The 21,982-nt window shown below is 62.0% G+C and carries 9 protein-coding genes and 3 pseudogenes; 7 read left to right on the top strand and 5 right to left on the bottom strand.

Going from position 1 to position 21,982, the window contains the following annotated elements; all coding sequences use genetic code 11:
* From sdhB to gltA, 3 genes and pseudogenes are all read left to right on the top strand, one after another.
* Window positions 1-239: pseudogene (gene sdhB, locus C0Z16_RS27190) on the top strand (succinate dehydrogenase iron-sulfur subunit); the annotation flags it as partial.
* A gap of 82 nt (window positions 240-321) precedes the next feature.
* Window positions 322-594 (top strand): FAD assembly factor SdhE, encoded by a 273-nt coding sequence (locus tag C0Z16_RS27185; RefSeq protein WP_102635151.1) that lies wholly within the window; start codon window positions 322-324, stop codon window positions 592-594.
* Window positions 595-666: 72 nt separating this feature from the next.
* Entirely contained in the window at window positions 667-1,968 is a 1,302-nt protein-coding gene (gene gltA / locus C0Z16_RS27180) for a citrate synthase (RefSeq protein WP_102635150.1), read from the top strand.
* Between the two features lie 156 nt (window positions 1,969-2,124).
* Here the strand turns inward: gltA and C0Z16_RS39625 are convergent.
* Window positions 2,125-2,871 (bottom strand): annotated as a pseudogene (locus C0Z16_RS39625) (helix-turn-helix domain-containing protein); the annotation flags it as partial.
* Here C0Z16_RS39625 and C0Z16_RS27170 point away from each other — a divergent pair.
* A pseudogene (locus C0Z16_RS27170) lies at window positions 2,859-3,206 on the top strand (YbiU family protein); the annotation flags it as partial. The pseudogenes C0Z16_RS39625 and C0Z16_RS27170 sit on opposite strands and share 13 nt — an antisense overlap.
* A 139-nt stretch (window positions 3,207-3,345) precedes the next feature.
* Here the strand turns inward: C0Z16_RS27170 and C0Z16_RS27165 are convergent.
* From C0Z16_RS27165 to C0Z16_RS27150, 4 genes are all read right to left on the bottom strand, one after another.
* The gene (locus tag C0Z16_RS27165; RefSeq protein ID WP_102635148.1) at window positions 3,346-3,597 is read right to left on the bottom strand and encodes a GlsB/YeaQ/YmgE family stress response membrane protein; all 252 of its coding nucleotides are present in this window, start codon (window positions 3,595-3,597) and stop codon (window positions 3,346-3,348) included.
* 450 nt (window positions 3,598-4,047) lie between these two features.
* On the bottom strand, window positions 4,048-4,716 hold the full coding sequence (locus tag C0Z16_RS27160) for a DUF799 domain-containing protein (RefSeq protein ID WP_102635147.1): 669 nt from the start codon (window positions 4,714-4,716) through the stop codon (window positions 4,048-4,050).
* Between the two features lie 14 nt (window positions 4,717-4,730).
* A complete protein-coding gene (locus C0Z16_RS27155; RefSeq protein ID WP_102635146.1) occupies window positions 4,731-5,099 on the bottom strand; it encodes a DUF4810 domain-containing protein in 369 nt (122 codons plus the stop codon).
* 71 nt (window positions 5,100-5,170) lie between these two features.
* A complete protein-coding gene (locus C0Z16_RS27150) occupies window positions 5,171-5,845 on the bottom strand; it encodes a CsgG/HfaB family protein (protein WP_102635145.1) in 675 nt (224 codons plus the stop codon).
* 654 nt (window positions 5,846-6,499) lie between these two features.
* Here C0Z16_RS27150 and C0Z16_RS37520 point away from each other — a divergent pair.
* Genes C0Z16_RS37520 through C0Z16_RS27140 form a run of 3 tightly spaced genes read left to right on the top strand, consistent with a single transcriptional unit; the run spans window position 6,500 to window position 21,980 of the window.
* A complete protein-coding gene (locus C0Z16_RS37520) occupies window positions 6,500-6,997 on the top strand; it encodes a hypothetical protein (RefSeq protein ID WP_146014358.1) in 498 nt (165 codons plus the stop codon).
* Window positions 6,997-8,838 (top strand): ShlB/FhaC/HecB family hemolysin secretion/activation protein, encoded by a 1,842-nt coding sequence (locus tag C0Z16_RS27145; protein ID WP_244201375.1) that lies wholly within the window; start codon window positions 6,997-6,999, stop codon window positions 8,836-8,838. The genes C0Z16_RS37520 and C0Z16_RS27145 overlap by 1 nt, the downstream gene beginning before the upstream one ends.
* A complete protein-coding gene (locus tag C0Z16_RS27140; RefSeq protein ID WP_102635144.1) occupies window positions 8,835-21,980 on the top strand; it encodes a hemagglutinin repeat-containing protein in 13,146 nt (4,381 codons plus the stop codon). Before C0Z16_RS27145 ends, C0Z16_RS27140 begins: the two co-directional genes overlap by 4 nt.
* The last annotated feature ends 2 nt before the right edge of the window (window positions 21,981-21,982 follow it).

Raw genomic sequence — 21,982 nt, 5'->3', positions numbered from 1 at the left:
CGAGCTTCTGGTGGAATCCGGACAAGTTCGTCGGTCCGGCGGGGCTGCTGCAGGCCTACCGTTTCATTGCGGACAGCCGCGACGAGGCGACCGGCGAGCGGCTCGATAACCTGGAAGACCCGTACCGCCTGTTCCGCTGCCACACGATCATGAACTGCGTCGACGTCTGCCCGAAGGGGCTGAACCCTACAAAGGCGATTGGCAAGATCAAGGAATTGATGGTTCGCCGCGCTGTCTAGATGAATAACCCCGCGCTCACTATCGTTCGCTGCCCCCGCCGGGGCGGTTAGTACGCTTGGGAGCGGCCCCGCACGTACTGACATGAACGATCCATCGCATCAGTCCGACCCTCTCCGCCGCGCGCGTCTTCGCTGGCGCGCTCGGCGGGGCCTGCTGGAAAACGATCTGATCTTTGAACGTTTTTTCAGCCGATATGAGCATGACCTCAGCGATGCCGACGTGGGCGCACTTACGCGCCTGCTCGAGCTGAGCGATAACGACCTGATGGACTTGCTTCTCGCGCGCAAGGAACCTGAAGGCGAGCTTGCCGACCCGGATGTGCTCCGGGTCCTGGAGCTGCTGCGCAACGCTTGAGCGCCGCGAGTGCGTTGTTCCAGGCGTGCAATTATCGAAACCCTGTTTCCATACTTCGATTGAGGATGTGCTATGACCCCGTCAGATGTTAAAGCCACGCTATCGTTCAGCGACAATTCGCCGAGCGTTGAAATGCCGATTTACAAGGGCACTCTCGGCCCGGACGTGATCGACATCCGCAAACTGTACGGCCAGACCGGCAAGTTTACGTACGACCCTGGCTTCATGTCGACGGCGGCGTGCAATTCGGCAATCACCTACATCGACGGCGATAAGGGCGAACTGCTGTACCGCGGCTACCCGATCGACAACCTCGCGGAAAACGCCGACTTCCTCGAGACGTGCTACCTGCTGCTGAAGGGCGAACTGCCCAACGTACAGCAGAAGGACGAGTTCGTGAAGACCGTCACGAATCACACGATGGTGCATGAGCAAGTGCACTTCTTCTTCCGCGGCTTCCGTCGTGACGCGCACCCGATGGCGATTCTGGTCGCCGCAGTTGGCGCACTGTCGGCGTTCTACCACGACTCGCTGGACATCAACAATCCGCGTCACCGTGAAGTGTCGGCTATCCGCATGATCGCGAAGCTGCCGACGCTCGTCGCCATGGCGTACAAGTACAGCATCGGCCAGCCGTTTGCGTACCCGCGCAACAACCTGTCGTACAGCGCGAACTTCATGCACCTGATGTTCTCGAACCCGTGCGAGGACTACAAGGTCAATGACGTGCTCGTGCGCGCTCTGGACCGTATCCTGATCCTGCACGCGGATCACGAACAGAATGCATCGACCTCGACCGTGCGTCTCGCCGGTTCGTCGGGCGCGAATCCGTTCGCCTGTATCGCAGCCGGTATCGCCTGTCTGTGGGGCCCGGCGCACGGCGGCGCGAACGAAGCCGCGCTGAACATGCTGGAAGAAATCGGCTCGGTCGACAACATTCCCGAGTTCATCAAGCAGGTGAAGGACAAGAACTCGGGCGTGAAGCTGATGGGCTTCGGCCACCGCGTCTACAAAAACTACGATCCGCGCGCGAAGTTGATGCGCGAAACCTGTTACGAAGTGTTGAACGAACTGGGTCTGCACGACGACCCGCTGTTCAAGCTGGCCATGGCACTCGAAAAGATCGCGCTGGAAGACGAGTACTTCGTGTCGCGCAAGCTGTATCCGAACGTCGATTTCTACTCGGGCATCGTGCAGCGCGCGTTGGGCATTCCGACGTCGATGTTCACGTGTATCTTTGCGATGGCGCGTACGGTCGGCTGGATTGCGCAGTGGAACGAAATGATCGCCGATCCGGAGCAGAAGATTGGCCGTCCGCGTCAGTTGTTCATCGGCGACACGCCGCGTGAAGCCAAGCCGATCGCGCAACGTTGATCGGGCTTGAGTCTGCCTGGTCCGTAGTGGTTGGTTTGTTGCGGGCTGAAGCGGAATCGAAGGCTTAAGAGCAAAACGCCCCAACGGGTTGCACCGTTGGGGCGTTGTTGTTTGTCGACGCGCGGTGCGTCATGCGCCGCCCGTTGTAACACTAATTCAAGCCGATGGCGTGCGTCGTTGCCGTCGTCCTGACCGTTCAAGCGACGGCGGACGCGTTTCTAAATTGTGCGGCGTCGTCGTCGCATCTTTTGGCGGGTGGCCGTGAGTTTCGAAGAAGCGTCGATAGGCACTCGGCGTCATGCCGCGTGCGGACAGAAACTGTCGATTGAAATTGGAGAGATTCGGGAAGCCGGCTTTTGTGGCGATCAGCGCGACAGGCCATGTGGTGTCCGTCAGATGCCGCGTCGCGTAGCCGATTCGTAACCGGCTTAGATAGCGTCCGACGCTTTCGCCTACCTGCCGCACGAAGTAGCGGTGCAACGAGCGTTCGGACAGGTTGGCGAGCTCGCAAAGCTCTGCAATGCGCGACGGCTCGTGAAAGCGCCGGTCGAGCAGATCGAGCACACGGTTCAGGCGCTCCGCCTCGGAGGCACTGCCGCCCGGCGCGACGGCGCGCCCGCTGCCGGTTCGTGGGCCGACTTCCGCGGATTCTGCGAATCCAATTGCTCTCGCCGCGCCAGCAGTTCGCGCCGCTTGCCGAGCCGCTGCGACCCGCTGCCCATGTCCGTGCTGCTGTCCGTTCCCTTCCGTTTGCCCAGCCTGCGCTCCCCGCCTATGCGCAGCTGGCGACGCCAACGATTCAGACTCCACCTCCGCAAGCTGCGCGAGCACGTCCAGCACCGCGCCGAGCCATACGCGCGGCGACTCATCGAGCAACGCATCCATCCGCCCGCGCGCTATCGATCAAGCCAGAGTGGCACAGCTTGCTGCTCGAGGCCGTCACGCCCATTGCGCACATGCAGGCCGACGACGCGGTCTTTTGGCACAGTGACGTCGTGCATTCGGTCGAGAACGCGCATCGCGGCAACGGCTATAGCAACGTGATGTCTATCTCATCGGCGCCGTGGTATGCGAAAAACGAGGCTTATCTGAAGCGTCAATTACCGAGTTTTTTGCGCGGCGAAAGCCCACCGGATTTTCCCGCGGACCACTTCGAGACGGACTTCATTGGCCGCGCGCAGGAAAGCGATATGACGCCGCTCGGGCGTGCGCAGCTTGGATTCGATCTTTCGCGCTGAACCGGCGAATGCGGGGTTGCGGGCGAACCGGCCTGGTTCTTTGCAAATTAGATCTGATCTCGCTCTAACCTGCCGGGCCCGCTTTCACGCGAGCGGGCCACTTCGTTATCGCCACCGTAGACCTGTCCCTGCGCGGAAATTAACTCCGCCGACGGACCAGTCCATAAACGACCAGTAGGACCATCGCGCCAATCACCGAAGCGACCCAGCCCGCCGCCTGCCCTGGTTGGTACCAGCCCAGCGCACGCCCGACATAGCCCGCAATCAGCGAGCCGGCAATGCCGAGGATGATGGTCATGATAAGACCCATTTTGTCGTTCCCGGGTTTCACCGCCCGCGCAATCAATCCCACGACGAACCCTACGATTACCGTACCAATGAAGGAAAGCATGCGGATCTCCCAAGAGTGTGAGTGTTACCGTTTTCTTTGCTACTAGCTGCTTTTCACTGCGACGCTTTTCGGAGCATACCTGCTACATGCGGAAGTCGGCTGCCCTTGGCGCGCCGGTTCGCGGATCGAATGCACCGTCGCAACAACCACGCCTCGTTCCTCGCAAAAGAAAGCTGTCTGGCGCCATTCTCTAACGCGCTGATTCTATCGAGATTCCACCTCTCCGGTGTCTTGCCGTTGGCAAACAAATCTGGCTTGGCTCGCAGTGGGACCTCGAGTGGAACGCGCATGAACCGGCAAACACTCGCAGGCACCCGGTTGAGGCAGCCATCTGCCGTGCCGTTACCTTAAGCGCGGCATGCGCACCCATCAAACCGCGCAATGAAGCGCGAGACGATCACGGACCGCCTCGCAGGCCCCCATCGCAAAAGCCATCCCTACTTCCTGCAATCAGTCGGTGCCGTACTTCGGCGATCGCGGGCCATAGAGCAGACCGCGCGGCGGCCCCGCCTGCAGCAGACGATAACTCGTGACGCCGGCGATGTGGTGGCTCTTGTCGGTCAGCGAGTTCGAGATCTGCTTGATCGCCGCCACTACCAGCATGCCGATCAGGCCGCCGCCGCCACTGTTGTTGCCTTCATTACTGTTGGCGGTTGCGCTGCCTTGCCAGAGCACATCGCCCGATTTCAGGTCGACGAGCTTTGCCGATGCCGAGACCACCGTCACGCTGTCCAGCACTCGGTACGACGTGCCGTATTGCGTGATCTTCGAATACAGCACCGCATCCGCGCCGAAAATCTCACGCAGCTTGGCGGGTGACGTCTGCTGGATATCACCCGCTGTCGTCAGGCCGTTCTGCTTGAATGTCTCTTCCATTACGGCGACTGGCACAACGTAGTAGCCGGCTTCGGCGAGAGGCATGGTCATCTGCGACATCATGCTGTTCGAGGCCTGCACGTCGGTCGTGGTGTTGTCAGGCGGCAGAATGAGGATCGAGCGCGGACGCGCATTCTTGAAGGCCGTGTAATCGGCGTGCTTCACGGGCTGCTGCGCGCACGCCGCGAGCAGCGCGACTGTGGACAGGGCAAACCAGAGCTTGAGAGAAAGGAACTTGGACATATCGGCTCGCTCGCTTATTGTTGTTTCGGCTTCTTCATCAGGAAATCCATATAGGTCGACGACTCGGGAAACAGCTGTTTCTCGGCATCGAATTCCTGCATGGCCTGACCGTCGTTGCCGACAGTCGCGTACAGCATGCCCAACTGCGCATGAAAGCCAGGCGGCGGCGTGTTGCCCTTCGCGCGAATCTGCTGGACCGCTTTTTCGAGTGCATCGATCTCTTCCTGCGGGGCCTTTTCGCCCTTTAGATAGTCGTAGACCGCCGGCTGATAGCCGGTCCATTGATAGAGCGGGGGCGTGCTGGTGTTCGCGCACCCGGAAAGCAGCAGCGCCGCTGCTGTGACTGACAAGCAGATTCCCCGAATCTGGCCGGTGTATTTCATCTGGAACCCCGTTAGCGTGAATTATTTTGGTGAAGCGCGAGTGACGGATCGGATGCGATCGCGCGCCCCGCTTAGCGTGCAGCTTTGCGCGCGCCCGCGTCGACCTGGTCGGCCAGATGGTTGACCGCTTCCTGGATCGCCAGATCGAGCACCTTGCCGTTCAGCGTGGAGTCATAGCTCGCCGTGCCGCCGAAGCCGATGATTTCCCGGTTAGACAGGCTGAACTCCCCCGCACCTTGACTCGATGCCACGACTTCAGACGTCGTCGTATCGACCACGTTGAGGCTCACCTTCGCGTACGCTACCTGGTTCCTGCCGCTACCGAGGATGCCGAAGAACTGATGATCGCCGACTTCCTTGCGGCCGAATTCGGTCACGTCGCCCGTGATGACATAGTTCGCGCCCTTGATGATTTGAGCCTTCTTCGTGAACTCCGCTTCTTGACGGATTTCGTCGAGGTTGTCGCGATCGAGCACGTTGAAGCGTCCGCTTTGCTGGAGCGACGTGATAAGGATGGTTCTGGACTGGCCACCCAAACGGTCGATGCCGTCCGAGAAGATGCCCCGCATATAGCTCGAGCGGTTGTCGAACTTCCCAACCGCGATCTGAACCGTCTTGCCGACAGCCGGTCTCTGCACGCTGGCGGCTGGCGCTATCGGAAGCGAGCGCGACGACTCCGTTGCGCAACCGCTCAATGCGACGATGGCGGCGGCGAGTACGGCGCCGTACTTTCTGGTCGAATTCATTGCATCTCCTGCTGGATGGAACTGTTATGAAGGCTGGAACGTTTGCGCCGAACACAAGCGCGGTAGCTACGGGCGTCTAACCGGTCGGCGAGTCCGGGCGCGCGCGGCGCTCCGGTTCTGGTATGAAGGCGTCGACGCTTGGGTACTGCGGACCGAACGGCGTTCGGGGACTGGCAGCGGCCGCCCGGGACGCAACGAAAACGCGACGCCATGGCGAACGAGGAACAGCAACGTCGTGCACGGCTATGTGGACCGCCACGAGCGGATTGGCAAACGTTGGTGCTTGCCACGAGTGGGCTTTACGAGCATGAAAATGGGCTCAGTGCGTGCGCTGCGCTCGCGGACATTCGTTGGGCGTTGCATGACTGTCGTTTTTGTTTGCATTTAATGACTAAGCCGCCTTATCGGCAGCTTTTGAAGAAACTTTAATCTGTTGCGCTGTGCTGCTAGTGGTGCCGCAATACGAAGCAGGTAAAGAGTGACGGAGTTCATGTCATTGAAGGCGGCGTAATAAAGAAATATTTCAAGATCTTCCTAAAGAACTACTGGTCGACGCCGTTATTCGTCATACGAACGTTGCGCCTGAAATGTCGCGCGTATTGATTGAATCCAACGAGAGCAGCCGCAACGAGCAGGTTGCGAGATATACAAAGCATGTTCAGCAGCGTACGGGGAACCAACGCGGGTCGAGAGAATCTGCGTTCGCGTCAATTTCAAATCAAGCTCGTCGCAGCGGCGATAAATAACGGCTATGCAATGCGCATACCGGTCCATCTCGGAGCGGCAGTCAGGAGATCAACTCCTGCGAATGACATTTGCGCCTTCAATATCGAACTAACTGTGACGGACGTTTCTACAGGTCCATATGGCGGTGAGTTCGGCGTGGATGCGGTCACTGCAATGTCCGGTAACGCCGGAATTAGGCCTCGCGCAATTGAAGATCAGACGGCGAATATCAGATCCCGCGTTATGGGAAAGCGCTTCGGTTCAAGCGACGCGCGCGCGAAAGTAATGCCGGCAAATTCGAACCGACATTCGATGAACGGCGGCTCGTTTGTCAATGCCGGTCGGGCGGAGTATGCCGGGACGACTTCCCGGTTTGACGTTCAAAACATCTGCGTCGATTCCGGCGCCATAACAAGATCGACGTAATGAAGAAGAGATTCAGCTGGATCGCGCTATCGCCCGAAGCGAGGCGTGAATCTGGCAGCGCCCGTTGCGCGCGCTCCCATAAGTTGCATTGGCTCATACCACTGTGCGCTTCATTGCTGGCAGCTTCGCACGTCTGTGTCGCGCATGCGCAGGCGGTGGGTCCGCTCGGCGAACAGTCCGGCGAACAGGAGCAGCGTCGCCGCGCACAGCAACAGGCAATCGAACGCGAGCGGGCGATCAACGCGCCAAACGTCGCGCTTCAGCCTGTCGAGCGTGCGGAGAAAGACGACGGCAAGGTCCCCGTCGAAACACCATGCTTCAGGGTAGATGAACTGACGCTCGAAGTGCCGCCGGGCTTGAGTGATCCGGTCGAGTCGGCGGGTACGCGAGCGCTCTCTCCGAATCCTCTGTTCCCAGGCGAATTGATGTTCGCCAACGATTATCTCCAGCGCTATCGCGGTCAATGTGTCGGGCGCGAGGGGCTCAATCTGATCGTGCATCGCGTGATGGCGCGCATCATCGGGAAGGGTTATTCGACAACCCGCGTCGTTATCGCACCGCAGGACCTCTCGAGCGGCAAGCTGAAACTGCAACTGGTCCCCGGTGTCATCAGCGCGATCCGCTTCGCCGACCCATCGACGTATGGCACATGGCGCAATGCGTTCCCGACGCGAGCGGGCGATCTCCTGAATCTGCGCAATCTCGAGCAGGGCCTCGAGCAGATGAAGCGGGTGCCGAATCAGGACGTCGAGATGCAGATCGTGCCCGGACCGTCGGCCGGTGAAAGCGACGTCGTGATCTCCGTCAAGCGCACGAAGCCGTGGTCGCTCTCCGTGAGCGCCGACGACAGCGGGCTCAAGTCGACAGGCCAACTACAAGGCAACGTCAGCCTGACGCTCGACAATCCGCTGGGCCTCTCTGACCTTCTTAACGTCAGCTACAACCACGACATCAACGGGCACACGAGCCAGTACGGTACGCACGGCAGCAGCGCGTACTACTCCATTCCATGGGGTAACTGGACGTTCACCGCCACGGCCAGCCAGTACGACTACCACCAGCAGATTGCGGGCGCATTCGCGACGCTGGTGTCGAGCGGCAAGTCCAGCACCTTTGACGTCAAGACGGAATACCAGTTCTATCGCAATCAGGTGCAGAAGAACATGGTCGAGTTTCGCGTCGGCAAGCGCTTTAGCCAGGCATTTATTGATGGCACTGAAATCGACGTTCAGCACCGGGACAACAGCTATGCGGAAGTCGGCTGGGAACACAAGCACTACATCGGCGCCGCGCAACTCGACAGCACGCTTGCCTATCGGTGGGGCGTGCCGTGGTTCGGCGCGCAGCAGGACCTGTCCGTGGTGGCCATTGGCGCGCCGACCTACTATTACCGGATGCAAACACTTGACGCGACGTTGAGTGTGCCTTTTGCCATTGCGGGCTTTTCTTTGCGGTATCTGGCAACGGTGCGTGCGCAGAACTCGCCCAACACGCTTTATCCCACTGAATACTTTTCGATCGGCAGCCGCTACACCGTGCGCGGCTTCGACGGCAACACGATGCTCGCTGCGGAGAAGGGCCTGTTCATCCGCAATGATCTTGAGATTCCGTTTCCGCGTTTCGGCCAGGCGCTGTATGTCGGTGTCGATGGTGGCGAAGTATTCGGCCCAGGGACCAGCAATCTGCTTGGCCGCCGTCTCGTCGGGGCGGTGGTCGGCCTGCGCGGCAGTGCATTCAGGCACATCAGCTACGACATTTTCATCGGCGGTCCTTTGTACCAGCCAGCCCGTTTCCCGAACCACTGGCCGGTGGCCGGTTTCAGCGTGAGTTTCCTGCTATGAACAAGAATATCTATCGGGTGATTTTCAGTGCAGCACGGGGCCTTTGGACGGCTGTGCAGGAAACGGCATCGGGGTCAGGGAAGGGGCGCTCGGCCGGCGCGGTTCGCCGTGCGCCGCTGGAGGGGACACCAGCAGGCTTTATCGACATGCTGTCGATGAGGCACGTCGCATTTGCCGCGTTATGCGCGCTTGGCATGCAGCCCCTGTGGGCCGACGCGCAGGTGGTCGCCGCGCCCGTAGCCGGGAGCAGGCCGGCCGTCGGCGTGACGGCAAACGGACTACCGGTCGTTCAGATCACCGCGCCCAATGGCGCTGGCGTATCGAACAACTCGTACACACAGTACAACGTGGGCTCGCAAGGTCTCATCCTGAACAACTCGGGAAGCAACGTACAGACCCAGCTGGGCGGATACGTGACCGGCAATCCGAATCTCGGTGCCGGCGGCGCACGCGTCATCGTGAACCAGGTCGTGGGTGGCAATCCCAGCCAGTTGCTGGGTTATACAGAAGTGGCGGGCCAGAAGGCCCAGGTGGTTATCGCTAACCCGGCGGGCATCTACTGTAACGGTTGCGGATTCATCAACACGAGCCGCGGCGTGCTGACGACAGGCACGCCCGTCTTCGGCGGCACGGGCAGCCTCGATGCTTTCCATGTGACGGGTGGCCAGGTCCAGATCGGCACAGCTGGGCTCAACGCGAGCAACGTCGACCAGGTCGATCTGATCGCACGCAGTGTGGCTGTCAACGGCAAGATCTGGGCGGGACAGTCGCTCAACGTCGTCGCCGGCAACAACGATGTGCGTTACAGCGATCTGAACGCGCAATCGCTCGGCCCGGACGGCAGTAACCCGGGCGTGGCGATCGACGTCGCGCAGCTCGGTGGCATGTATGCAGGCAAGATCATGCTGGTGGGCACGGACGCAGGCGTTGGCGTCAATAGCGCCGGCACGATTGCGTCGCAAGCCGGCGATCTGCAGCTCAGCAGCCAGGGCAAGGTCAGCTTGTCAGGTTCGACCAGTGCAAACGGCAACGTTACGATTTCCGCAGCCGGCGATGTCGCAAACAGCGGCTCAGTCTATGCGGCCCAGAAGACGACCTTAACCAGCCAGGGGCAGGTGAGCAATAGCGGCACGATCGCTGCGCTCGGCGACACGACTGTCGCGGGCGCGAGCGTCAGTTCGACCGGCGCGCTTGGTGCTGGCATGGATGCCAACGGTAACGTCACTGGAACAGGCAGTCTTGCGGTCACGGGTTCGGGTAGCGTGATGGCCACGGGTCAGCAGATGGCAGGCGGCAGTCTCGCACTGTCGGGCAGCAGCGTGAACATGACGGGCGGGCAAACCTTATCGAAAGGCAATGTATCCCTGATCGCGACGGGCGCCGGAGGCGACGCGGGCAACATCGGGCATACGGGCGCGTCGCTGCAGGCGGGCGGTAGCCTCGTGGTCAATGCTGCAGGGACTGTCATGAACGACCATGCGCAGATGAGCGCGGCGCAGCTGGGCATGACCGCGGGTGGCATTTCAAATCGCGGCGGCACACTGTCGCAAACGGGTGCGGGTGACACGACGCTGATTGCGTCGGGCGCGTTCGACAATACCGGCGGTACGGTCACGACCAACGCGCAGAACATCGCGATCCGCTCAGGCAGTCTCACAAACGCGAGCGGCACAATCAGCCAGGCGGGTACGGCGGCGCTAGCTATTCAGACCGGTGCGCTCGATAACGGCCACGGCAACGTCGCCACGAACGGCGCCGCGACGATTGTGGCGGCGAGCCTCCAGAACGGTTCAGGCTCCGTGACGTCGGCACACGCGCTCAAGGTGGCGTCGAGCGGCGACATCGACAATACCGCGGGCCGACTGGACGCGGCCGGCGCGGTGAACGTGTCGGGCGCGAACGTACAAAACACCGCCGGGCGCATCGTGTCAGGTAATGACGATGGCTTGACGCTCACAGCGAGCGGCCGGATTACGAACGCGGGGGGCACGACGGCGCAGGGTACGACGGGTGGCGTAATCGGCGGCAACGGCAATGCGGCGATTAGCGCGGCCTCGCTGACGAACAGCGCGACGATGACGGCCGCACAGCAACTGACGATGTCAACTTCCGGAGCCCTCGACAACAGCGGCGGATCGCTGAGCGGCGCGACGCTAACCGCGAACGCGGCGACGCTCAGCAACGCGAATGGAACGATCAACGCGAGTACGGTTTCCGTAACGGTGCCGCAACTCGACAATCGCGGCGGGAACATTACGGCGAACCAGATCAACGTCAATGCCACGAATCTGACGAACGGCAACGGCACGCTCACTCAGCTCGGCTCGCGTGCGATGGGCGTCAGTGTGAGCGGCACCCTCGACAATTCCAGCGGCGGCGTGATCCAGACGAATAGTACGAATCTGACGCTAGCACCGGCGACGCTCAACAACAACGGCGGCACCATCACCCATGCAGGCACCGGGACGCTCGCGATCGATGCCGGCCACGGAACAGGGGCGCTGACGAACGTCGGCGGGAAGATCGCGACAAACGGGCTGGCGACGCTGTCTGCCGGGAGCATCGACGACACCGGTGGCGCGATCTCCGCACAGACAGGCTTGACTGCGTCAGTTGCCGGCACACTGAACAATACGAACGGTCAGCTTGACTCGAACGGTAACCTCAGCGTCACCAGCGGCTCGGCCATCACGAACGCCAACGGGACGATTTCCGCGACGGGTAACGGCTCGTTGCAGTCGGCTTCGCTGACGAACAGCGGCAGCGTGACAGCGGGACAGAATCTTGATGCCACGGTGACCGGAACGCTCGACAACAGCGGGGGCACGCTGGCCGCGCAGACGGTCACGGCCAATGCGGCGTCGCTGAAGAACGCGAACGGAACCATCAGCGCCGATACCGTCTCGCTCACTGTGCCGGAACTTGACGACAGCAGCGGCCGGATCATCGCCAACCAGCTGAGTCTCACTGCCACCAACCTGACCAACGCGCACGGTTCGATCACGCAACTCGGCACCGGCGCAATGGGTCTCGGCGTCAGCGGCACACTTGATAATTCCAGCGGCGGGCTGATCCAGACGAAGAGCACGGACCTCACGCTCGCGCCAGCGACCCTCAACAACAACGGCGGCACGATTACGCACGGCGGCAGCGGCACGCTGACGGTGAATACGGGCAATGGCACGGGCGCTGTCACGAACGTCGGCGGCTCGATGATCAGCAACGGGCAGGTCGCGCTGAACGCGGGAAGCCTGGACGACACTGGAGGGACTATCGGGGGCCAGGCGGGACTGAATGCGACGGTGGCCGGCGCTATCAACAACACCGGCGGGCAACTCGAATCGAACGGCAACGTGAGCCTCGTGAGCGGTTCGGCCATCACGAATGCGGGCGGCACGATTGCCGCGTCGGGCGATACAACGGTGCGTGCAGCGTCGCTGGCGAACAGCGGTAGCGTGACGGCGGGGCAGAATCTCAGTGCCGTCGTAACGGGCATGCTGGACAACAGCGGCGGGACGCTGAGCGCGCAGACGCTTACGGCGAATGCCGCTTCGCTGAAAAATGCGAACGGCACTATCAGCGCGGATACGATGTCGGCCACTGTGTCGCAACTCGACAACCGTCACGGCGCCATCACCGCGGACCAGTTTAGTGTCACGGCGACGAATCTGACGAACCAGCACGGAACGATCACGCAACTGGGCACCGGCGCAACGGAGTTCGACGTAAGTGGCACGCTCGACAATTCCAGCGGCGGCGTGATCCAGACTAAAGGCACGGACCTGGCGGTTGCTGCCGGAACGCTGAACAACGACGGCGGGACTATCACGCATGCCGGAACGGGCACGTTCTCCGTCGATGCGGCCAATGGTACCGGCGCGATCACCAACGTCGGTGGCTCGGTCATCAGCAACGGTCAGATCGCATTGAATGCCGGCAGCCTTGACGACACGACCGGCATCATAGGCGGCCAGTCCGGGCTGAACGCGACCGTTGCCGGCGCCATCAATAATATGCGGGGGCAACTCGAATCGAACGGCAACCTTAGCGTCGCGAGCGGCTCAGCGATCACTAACACCGGCGGCACGATCGCCGCATCGGGCAATACGACGGTGCGCGCCGCGTCGCTGACGAACAGCGGCAACATCACGGCGGCCCAGAACCTTGGCGTCGTCGTCACAGGCATACTCGACAACAGCGGCGGCACGCTGAGCGCGCAGACGGTCACGGCTAATGCTGCGGCGCTGAAGAATGCGAACGGAACCATCAGCGCCGATACCGTCTCGCTCACTGCGCCGCAACTCGACGACAGTAACGGCCGTATCATCGCGAACCAGTTGAGTCTCACGGCCACTAACCTGACCAACGCTCACGGTTCCGTTACACAGCTCGGGACCGGCGCAATGGGTCTCGGCATAAGCGGCACACTCGATAATTCCAACGGCGGGTTGATCCAGACGAAAAGTACCGACCTCACGCTCGCGCCTGCGACCCTCGACAACAACGGCGGCACGATTACGCACGCCGGCACCGGCATGCTGACGGTCAACGCAGCCAGTGGCACGGGTGCCGTCACGAACGTCGGTGGCTCGATGATCAGCAACGGACAGGTCGTGCTGACTGCGGGCAGTGTGGACGACACAGGCGGGACGATAGGCGGACAGACCGGGCTCAACGCGACCGTTGCCGGCACGCTGAACAACACCGGCGGGCAACTTGCATCGAACGGTAACCTGAGCGTCGCGAGTGGCTCGGCTATCACGAACACCGGCGGCACGATCGCCGCGTCGGGCGACAGCACGGTGCAGGCCGCATCGTTGACGAACGGCGGCAGCATCACAGCGGCGCACAATCTCAACACGACCGTCAGCGGAACGCTCGACAATAGCAACGGGACGTTGAGCGGACAGGCGATCACAGCAAACGCCACGTCCTTCCGGAACACGAACGGCGTCGTGAGTGGCAATACCGTCTCGATGACGGCTGCGCAACTCGATAACAGCCGCGGCAGGATCACGACGAACCAGCTCGATATCACCACAACGAATCTGACGAACCAGGCAGGCTCGATCACCCAGTTCGGGACCGGGGCGATGAGCGTTGGCGTCACCGGCGCGCTCGACAACTCGAACGGCGGCACGATTCAGACCAACAGTACGGACCTGACGCTCGCCTCCGCATCGGTGAACAACGGCGGTGGCACGATCACGCACGCCGGCACGGGCACGCTGAGCATTCGTCCAGGCAACGGCAACGGGTCGCTTGCGAACGTGGGCGGAAAGATTGTGAGCAACGGGCAGGCTTCCGTCTCGGTCGGCAGCTTCGACAACACGGGCGGCATGCTGGCTTCGCAGGGCGTGTTGTCCGCGTCCGTTCAGACGACGTTGAACAACACAAATGGACGTCTTTCGTCGGGCACAGGACTGAGCGCCATCAGCGGTGGTGCACTGTTCAATGCTGGCGGCGTTATCGGCGCAGGCGGCGCGGCAGCCGGCAGCACGCTGAATGTCGGCGCATCGTCGATCGACAATTCGGGCGGCGCGATCACCAACGTCGGCAATGGCGCGACCACGGTCAACGGCGGTAGCCAGATCACCAACCGCAATGCGGCTGGTGCGTCCGGCATGGGCTCGATCAGCGGCAACGGCGGCGTAACGCTGAACGCCACGTCGATTTCCAATACGCAGGGCGGGCAACTGAGCGGCGCGAACCTGCAGATCAACACCGCGAATCTGGACAACACGGGCGGCGCAATCGGCAATGTAGCGAGCGCGACCGGCGACATTGGAATTTCGACCAGTACGCTGACTGCTACCAGCGGCCAAATCATCGCATCGCGGAATCTGTCGGTCACTGCAAATGCGTTGGGAGGCGGCGGCATGTACAGTGCCGTGAATGACCTGACCTTGAACCTGCAAGGGAACTTCACCACTTCGCCGAACTATCGCTTTAGTGCGGGTCACAATCTGACGTTCACGTTGCCGGGAACATTCAGCAACAACGGAGCCCTTACCGCCGTCAACGGGCTCACGATCAATGCAAGCGATATTCAGAACACCGGAATGTTGAGCGCCGGCGGTCTGCTTGCCACGCATTCGAATACGCTGGCTAATACGGGCACCATCGTCGGCGGCAGCGTGTCGCTCAATGCTGTACAGACGTTGTCGAATCTCGGCACGAGCGCACTGATCGGCGCAACCGACGGCGCCGGAACGCTTGAACTGCTGTCTGCGGACATCGAGAATCGCGACGATACGACAGCGACCGACGCCCAGGCGATGACGGCGATCTATGGTCTCGGCAAGGTGGTGCTGGCCGGCGGCAAGGACGGGAGCGGCAATTACACCAACGCGAATCTGATCCGCAACCAGTCCGGGCTGATCCAGTCGGGTGGCGACATGGAACTGCACGCCGGCCAGGTGACGAACACGCGGCGCGTGATGTCGACGGGCGGTTTCACGTCGTCGGTCGATCCGGCGCTGCTGGAAAGCCTCGGTATCAGTCTGGCCGGGTGTACCGCCACCTACATGGCTGCATGCGGCCCGGGCAATCCGGACGTCCTAGGTTCCAGGGGTGACCCGTCGATGATCGGTGGTTTGCCTACTGACCCGCCGCACGGGGGCCAGTGGAACAGCAGTTACCAGTACACGACCTATACGGGGGTCGCAGTCGCCAATGCGGTGACGTCCGTCAGCCCGGGATCACAGATCATCGCGGGCGGTAACCTGAACGCGTCGTCGGTCGGCACGTTCCAGAATTACTGGAGCCAGGTGGCGGCGGCGGGCAATATCGCTTCCCCCGTCACGATCGATCAGGATAGCTGGCGAGGCCAGAGTGCTCCGCAGGTGCAGGTCACGTATTCGGGTGAATATCACTACAACAACTACGACAACAGCGAACACAACTGGCAGTTGCCGTTCGGCGACGCACCATTCGTCGGTTCCCGTCCAGGCGGCTACACGCAGGCGGCGCCGGCGGACGTTCGCACGTACGCGCTGCCCGCCTATGAGTCGTCGTTCGCGGCCGGCGGCACGCTGAGCGGCACTGGCGTGACGATCAACAACACCGCGGGCAACGCCGGCGTGACGCCGCTCGGACTCCTGCCCGGGCAGACGGTGTCAGCCACGGGAGCCGGTTGGATAAGCGGCTCAATCGGCGCACAGGGCGCGGGAGCCATTGCCGCGGGTGCGGTGAGCGGCACGATCGGCACGCAGAGCGTCAGAGCGATTGGTGCGGGCGTGGTCAGCGGATCGGTCGGCACACAAGGCGTGAGGGCGATCGGCGCGGGACTGGTGAGCGGGTCGGTCAGTACAGGCAGTGGCTCACATGCGGGCGCGGTGGCAGTCCAGGGCGGCCGCATCCTCAATAGCGGCCTCGCCAACTCGAACAATCCGACGATCGCCGCTGCGACGGCGGTCAACGTGCTCAACAACATCGCGGTGCCGACAGGGGGACTCTTCCACGCCGACCCCGCGCCGAACGCGCCCTACCTGATCGAGACGAACTCAGCCTTCACGAACCAGCAGCAGTGGATCTCGAGCGACTACTACTTCCAGCAGATGGGAATGAATCCCGGCCAGATCCAGTTGAGACTGGGAGACGGGTTCTACGAGCAGAAACTTGTGCAGGACCAGATCCTGTCGATGACCGGGAAGTCGGTGCTGACCAATTATGCGAGCACGCAGGACGAGTTCCAGGCCTTGATGACCTCGGGCGCCCAGGTTGCGAAGTCGCTCAATGTGGCGCCGGGGACTGGCCTGTCGCCCGAGCAGGTAGCGCAACTGACGACGAACGTCGTGATCATGCAGACGCAGATCGTCGACGGGCAGGCGGTGCTCGTGCCGGTGGTGTACCTGGCGAAGGCGAACCAGGAAAATATGGGCAACGGTCCGGTGATCGCCGCGACAAACATCGATCTGCAGAACGCGCAGTCGGTGACGAATAGCGGCACGATCAAGGCGGCGAACAGTTTCGCGATCAGCGGACAGACCATCGACAGTTCGTTCGGCACGCTGCAAAGCGGCGGGCAGATGTCGCTCGTGACGGCGGGCGATGTAAAGCTGACGTCGGCCACCCTCAACGCGGGCAGCCTGGCACTGCAGGCAGGTGGCAATCTCGTTCTGAACACAGCGGCGAACACCCTTAACCAGGTGAGCGCCACCGGTGCGACGCGGGTTACCACGACGCTCGGGCCGGCGGCCAGCATCAACGTCATGGGCAATGCAGCGATCGTGACGGGCGGCAACTTTGAGCAGAACGCGGCTGCGCTGAACGTCGGTGGTGCGCTCGGGATGAATATTGGCGGTAACTGGAATGTCGGCGTACAGCAGACAGGTGAGACGAAAGTGGTCGCGCGTGCGAACGGCGTGTCGGATACGCATTTCGTAAGCGACGTCGGCAGCAGCGTGAAGGTAGGGGGTGCGTCGCTGATCGCGGTGGGCGGCGATCTGACGGCGACCGGCGCGAGCATTAACCTTGGTGGCGGCGGAACCGTCGTGGCAGGCGGCAATGTGACGCTGCAGGCGGCGACTGCGACTTCGACAGTCGATAGCAACAGTTCGGGCAGCGACCATCACGGCAACTACGCGGAGACGCTGCACACGTCCGACGACGCGGTGACGGGCACGACGCTCAGGAGCGGCAACAGTCTCGCGATCGTGTCCGCGAAGGATATCAATGTCATCGGCAGCACGGTCTCGCTCGACAAGGGCAATGCACTGCTGATGGCGGCCGGAAATGTGAACGTTGGGGCTGCCGCGGAAACGCACGTCGATAACTTCCACGAGACCGATAGCCACAGTGGCGTCGCGAGCCACACGAGCGCAGTCAATCGGGTCGACCAGACAACGACGCAAGCCGACGGCAGCACCATCTCAGCCGATGGCGTGGCGGTGGTGAGCGGCAAGGACATCAACGTGACTGGCAGCAGTCTCGTCGGAACGAATGCTGTTGCGCTCGCTGCGAAGGGCAGCGTGAGTATCGTTGCTGCGACCGATACGTGGCAGGATTCCGAATTTCATGACGTAAAGCACTCGGGACTGTCTGGAAGCGGCGGCATCGGGTTCAGTATTGGTTCTAGCGAACAGAAGGATCAATACGATGCGAATTCCGTCACGCAGAGCCAGGCGCGTAGCACGGTCGGCAGCGTGGCAGGTAATGTGTCAATTTCCGCCGGCAAGGATGTGCATATCGGCGGCAGTGACGTCGTCGCCGGGAAGGCGACGGGCGATGTCACGGGCGCGACGGGCAACATCAGCATCACGGGGCAGAACGTTGCGATTGATCCGGGGCAGGACAGTGCCCAGTCGAGCGATCATCAGGAGACGCGTTCAAGCGGTATGACGCTCGCGGTAACGGGCACGCCGCTCGATACCGTGCGCAATCTGAGGTCGGCGGGCTCGTCGGGAACGGCCTATCAGCGGGCTCAGGGCATCGGCAATGAGCTCGGCGCGAGTGGCGCCGACACGCCGTCGCTCACCGCGACGTTCAGCCGTAGCAGCAGCTCGAGCACCACGGAGATGTCGAGCGTATCGAACGCCGGCAGTTCGGTCCGTGGCGGCGGCAACGTGAGTGTGACGGCAACAGGCGGGCTTGCCAGGGATGCAAGCGGCAATCCGCTGGACGGCGATATTGCCGTGATCGGCTCGAAGATTTCGGCGGGGGGTACAACGACGCTGGATGCGAACCGCAATGTGCTGTTGCAGGCATCGACCGACCAGTGGCAGCAAAGCAGTCAGTCGGACAGTTCGGGCACGAGCTTCCAGATCGCGAGCCCGAGCTTGGGTAATCTCGGACGCTGGATCAGCGGCGGGCCGAACAGTGGTGGCGTCAGTTCGTCGCCCTATAACACTGCACGCAGTGATGCGAACAGCAACGGCGCGTCGACCACACAGACGGCGAGCGTTGTGACTGGCAACAGCGTGATTGTGAAAAGTCGCACGGGCGACATCGATGTGGTGGGTTCCGGCATCAGCGGGACGCAGGGCGTCGATCTCGTGGCGACCCAGGGAGCAATCAATGTGCTGGCGGGCACGGAGACAAGCACGAACCACGACGAGTCAAGCAGTCACCGGTTCGGTGACCTGGGCAGCAACGGTACGGGGACCGGCTTCAGCCAGGGCGTGTCGAACAGCCATATGGTCCAGGATACGGCCGCGCAGACGCAGAGCACGATCCGCAGCCAGATCGTGAGCGGCAATGGAAACGTGACGCTGGACGCCAGACAGGACGTGACGGTGGCCGGTACCGATTTGAGCGCGGGCAAGGACCTGACGCTGGTCGGCAAGAACGTGAACCTCGATCCGGGCGCTGACGCGCAGCAAAGCAGCATGAGCCAGAGCGCGAGCCAGTATGGCGTGACGCTAGCGCTAGGCGGTGCGGCGGGCAACGCCATTGCAGCAGTCAATCAGGCGACGGGTTCACACCGTTCGAGCGATTCGCGGCTGGTAGCGATCGACGACGCGAAGGCAGGCCTTGCTGCTTACGATGTGGCCAACACGGCGCAGCAGCTCTCCGGGTCTGGCGGGAGCAGCCAGGCGCTCGTGAAGGCGACGGTAAGCATCGGCGGCGGCAGCAGCCACAGCGAGTCGCAGCAAAGTGCAGCGGTCAACTCCGCCAGTACGCTGAACGCGGGCGGCACCGTCACGCTGGTGGCGACGGGCAGCGGCACGAAGGACGCTGAAGGCTTCGCAACGGATGGCGACATCAATTCGCGCGGCACGCGCGTTTCGGCCAATGATGTTGTGCTGAACGCCGCGCGCGATATCAATCTGCAAAGCGCGCAGGATCTCACGCATCAGAACAGCAGCAATAGCAGCAGCAACGCGAGCATCGGGGTCGGCTTTGGCATTGGTGGACAGCAGAACGGTTTCACGATCGAACTGGCCGCAAGCGGCGCGAAGGGACATGCGAACGGCGACAGCGTCACCAACCGCGATACGCAGATCACCGCGACCGACAAGCTGTCGATCACCAGCGGACGGGATACAAACTTGCGTGGCGCTGAGGTGTCGGGCGGGACGGTCGATGCAAACGTCGGTCGCGACCTGAACATCCAGAGTGTGCAGGACACAAACACATACAACAGCGAGCAGGCCAGCGGCGGCTTCAACATGAGCATCTGTGTGCCGCCGATCTGCTACGGTTCGACGGTCAGTGGTAGCGCAAGCGTTAGCGACCAGTGGATCAAGAACAATTACCACTCTGTCGACCAGCAGAGTGGGATCTATGCGGGCGACGGTGGCTTCAACGTCCAGGTGGGCAACCATACGCAGCTTGACGGCGGTGTCATTGCGAGCACAGCGACGCAGGACAAAAACACCCTGTCGACGCAGAGTTTCGCCTACACGAATCTGCAGAATACCGCGGAGTATTCGGGTTCGACGGTGGGCGTGAGCGTCAGTGGTTCGGCAGGCAGGAGCTCGGCATCGGGTACGAGCTTCAGTGCGCCGGTGTCGCGCAATGGCGTGGCTGGGGCGAGTCCGAACCAGCTCGGACCCTCGGGCTCCGGTATGGCAGGCGTGAGCAGCAGCCAGTCGGGCACCACGTACGCCGCGGTCAGTCCCGGGACGATCACAGTGCGCGGCGACGCAGGCACCGCGCACGACAGTACGGCCGGCCTGAGCCGTGACGTAGCAACGGCGAATGATGGCGCCGTGAAGAACGCGTTTGATGCGCAGAAGGTACAGAACGATATGGCCGTCCAGCAGGGGACGGTGCAGGTCGGGATGCAGATCGTGGGGGACGTTGCGACGAAGCTTGCGGATGAGGCGGCTGGCAAAGCCCGAGCTGCGACAGACGCGAGGGATGCTGCGCGCAAGGCTGGAAATACGCAGGCCGAGGCGCAAGCCCAGGCGGATCTCAATGCGGCGAACCAGCAGCTTGCGCTGTGGGGTAATGACGGGGCGGCACGCATGGGGGCGCACGCCGTGGTTGCGGGTATTGGCGCGGCGTTGGGTGGCGGAAGCGTCGTTGGGGCGGTGGGTGGTACGATCGCGGGTGATGTTGCGGGCAATGCGGCTGCCGATGCCCTGGGCGATACGCCCGGCGGCAGACTGCTGTCGAATGTGGCATCGGGCATCGCGGGTGCGGTTGCGGGCGGTGCGCTGGGTGGAACCGGTGGGGCGATGAGCGGGGCGAACGGGGCGCTCGGGGCCGATCTTTACAACCGGCAGTTGCATTGGGATGAAAAGCAGAAGCTGGCTCAGTTGCAGAAGGGCCGGACGCCGGAGGAACAGCAGCGGTTAGCGGATGCGGCGTGCTACGACGTCCAGTGTGCGGTGCAGATGTCGGATAACAATCCGGCGAAGGCGGCGGCGCTCGCATCGCAGCAGCGTGGTGCGGGCTATGTGACCGAGCAGAATGAGCTGAAGTCCACGGGTCTGTTCGTTTATAGCCCCTATGATGCATACAACGACCCGGTGCTCCGAGCGGGCGACTGGGTCATTCAGCAGGCGAAGTCGGCAGGGCGCGGTGCGGCGAATCTGGGGAACCAGGTCCTGGGCAAGATGAACGCCGATGCACAAGCGAAGATATCTGAATCCCGTTCGGACCTCGCAGCCCAAGGTGTCGCAAACGGGTTAAGCGCGGTCGCTGGCATGGGAGGCGGCGAGCCGCCGACTGCGAGTCCAAGTGCGGTGCTGGTAGACTCGGCGGCAGGACAGGCTGCAAACGCCTCGCTGAGTGCAACCGGGCATGTGCCGAGTAATGCGACGCTGAACAACGGGAACGATGATGGCGCGCGAGGCAATGTCAACATTGAGCCTGGCGCGACGCCTGATTCGAACGAGATTCGTGCGGGGCAAGGGTTGGCGGATGCTGGATATGATGTGAACCATCAGCCCACGGCATCCTCACAGGGAGTTGCTGGTGTTCGGACGGCGGATCTGTCGGTACAGGGAGTTGGACAGATAGATGTATATACGCCTGAAAATTTAAACCCGTCGAACATCGTTAAGAACATCGAGAAGAAGGCTAGTCAGGGCGATGGCGTGCTTGTGCAGGCGGATTTGTCTAGCGTAGACATGGCATCGATTGCGGCTCGGACATGGGGAAAACCGAACGCGCAGAATCTCCAGACGCTCTTCTTCCAGAATTCAGATGGAGTGATCGTTCGCTTCGACCGTCCAGTTGGCGGGAGTTAAAA

It is taken from the genome of Paraburkholderia rhynchosiae, assembly GCF_002879865.1.
In the GTDB taxonomy this organism is placed as follows: Bacteria; Pseudomonadota; Gammaproteobacteria; order Burkholderiales; family Burkholderiaceae; genus Paraburkholderia; species Paraburkholderia rhynchosiae.
The sequence above is the reverse complement of the archived record's forward strand: the minus strand, read 5'-3'. Positions and strand labels throughout refer to the sequence as shown.

Excerpts from the sequence above, each read along its gene's own strand:
- C0Z16_RS27185 (WP_102635151.1), top strand. The coding sequence starts at position 322 with ATGAACGATCCATCGCATCAGTCCGACCCTCTCCGCCGCGCGCGTCTT.
- gltA (WP_102635150.1), top strand. The coding sequence starts at position 667 with ATGACCCCGTCAGATGTTAAAGCCACGCTATCGTTCAGCGACAATTCG.
- C0Z16_RS27165 (WP_102635148.1), bottom strand. The coding sequence starts at position 3,597 with ATGCTTTCCTTCATTGGTACGGTAATCGTAGGGTTCGTCGTGGGATTG.
- C0Z16_RS27160 (WP_102635147.1), bottom strand. The coding sequence starts at position 4,716 with ATGTCCAAGTTCCTTTCTCTCAAGCTCTGGTTTGCCCTGTCCACAGTC.
- C0Z16_RS27155 (WP_102635146.1), bottom strand. The coding sequence starts at position 5,099 with ATGAAATACACCGGCCAGATTCGGGGAATCTGCTTGTCAGTCACAGCA.
- C0Z16_RS27150 (WP_102635145.1), bottom strand. The coding sequence starts at position 5,845 with ATGAATTCGACCAGAAAGTACGGCGCCGTACTCGCCGCCGCCATCGTC.
- C0Z16_RS37520 (WP_146014358.1), top strand. The coding sequence starts at position 6,500 with ATGTTCAGCAGCGTACGGGGAACCAACGCGGGTCGAGAGAATCTGCGT.
- C0Z16_RS27145 (WP_244201375.1), top strand. The coding sequence starts at position 6,997 with ATGAAGAAGAGATTCAGCTGGATCGCGCTATCGCCCGAAGCGAGGCGT.
- C0Z16_RS27140 (WP_102635144.1), top strand. The coding sequence starts at position 8,835 with ATGAACAAGAATATCTATCGGGTGATTTTCAGTGCAGCACGGGGCCTT.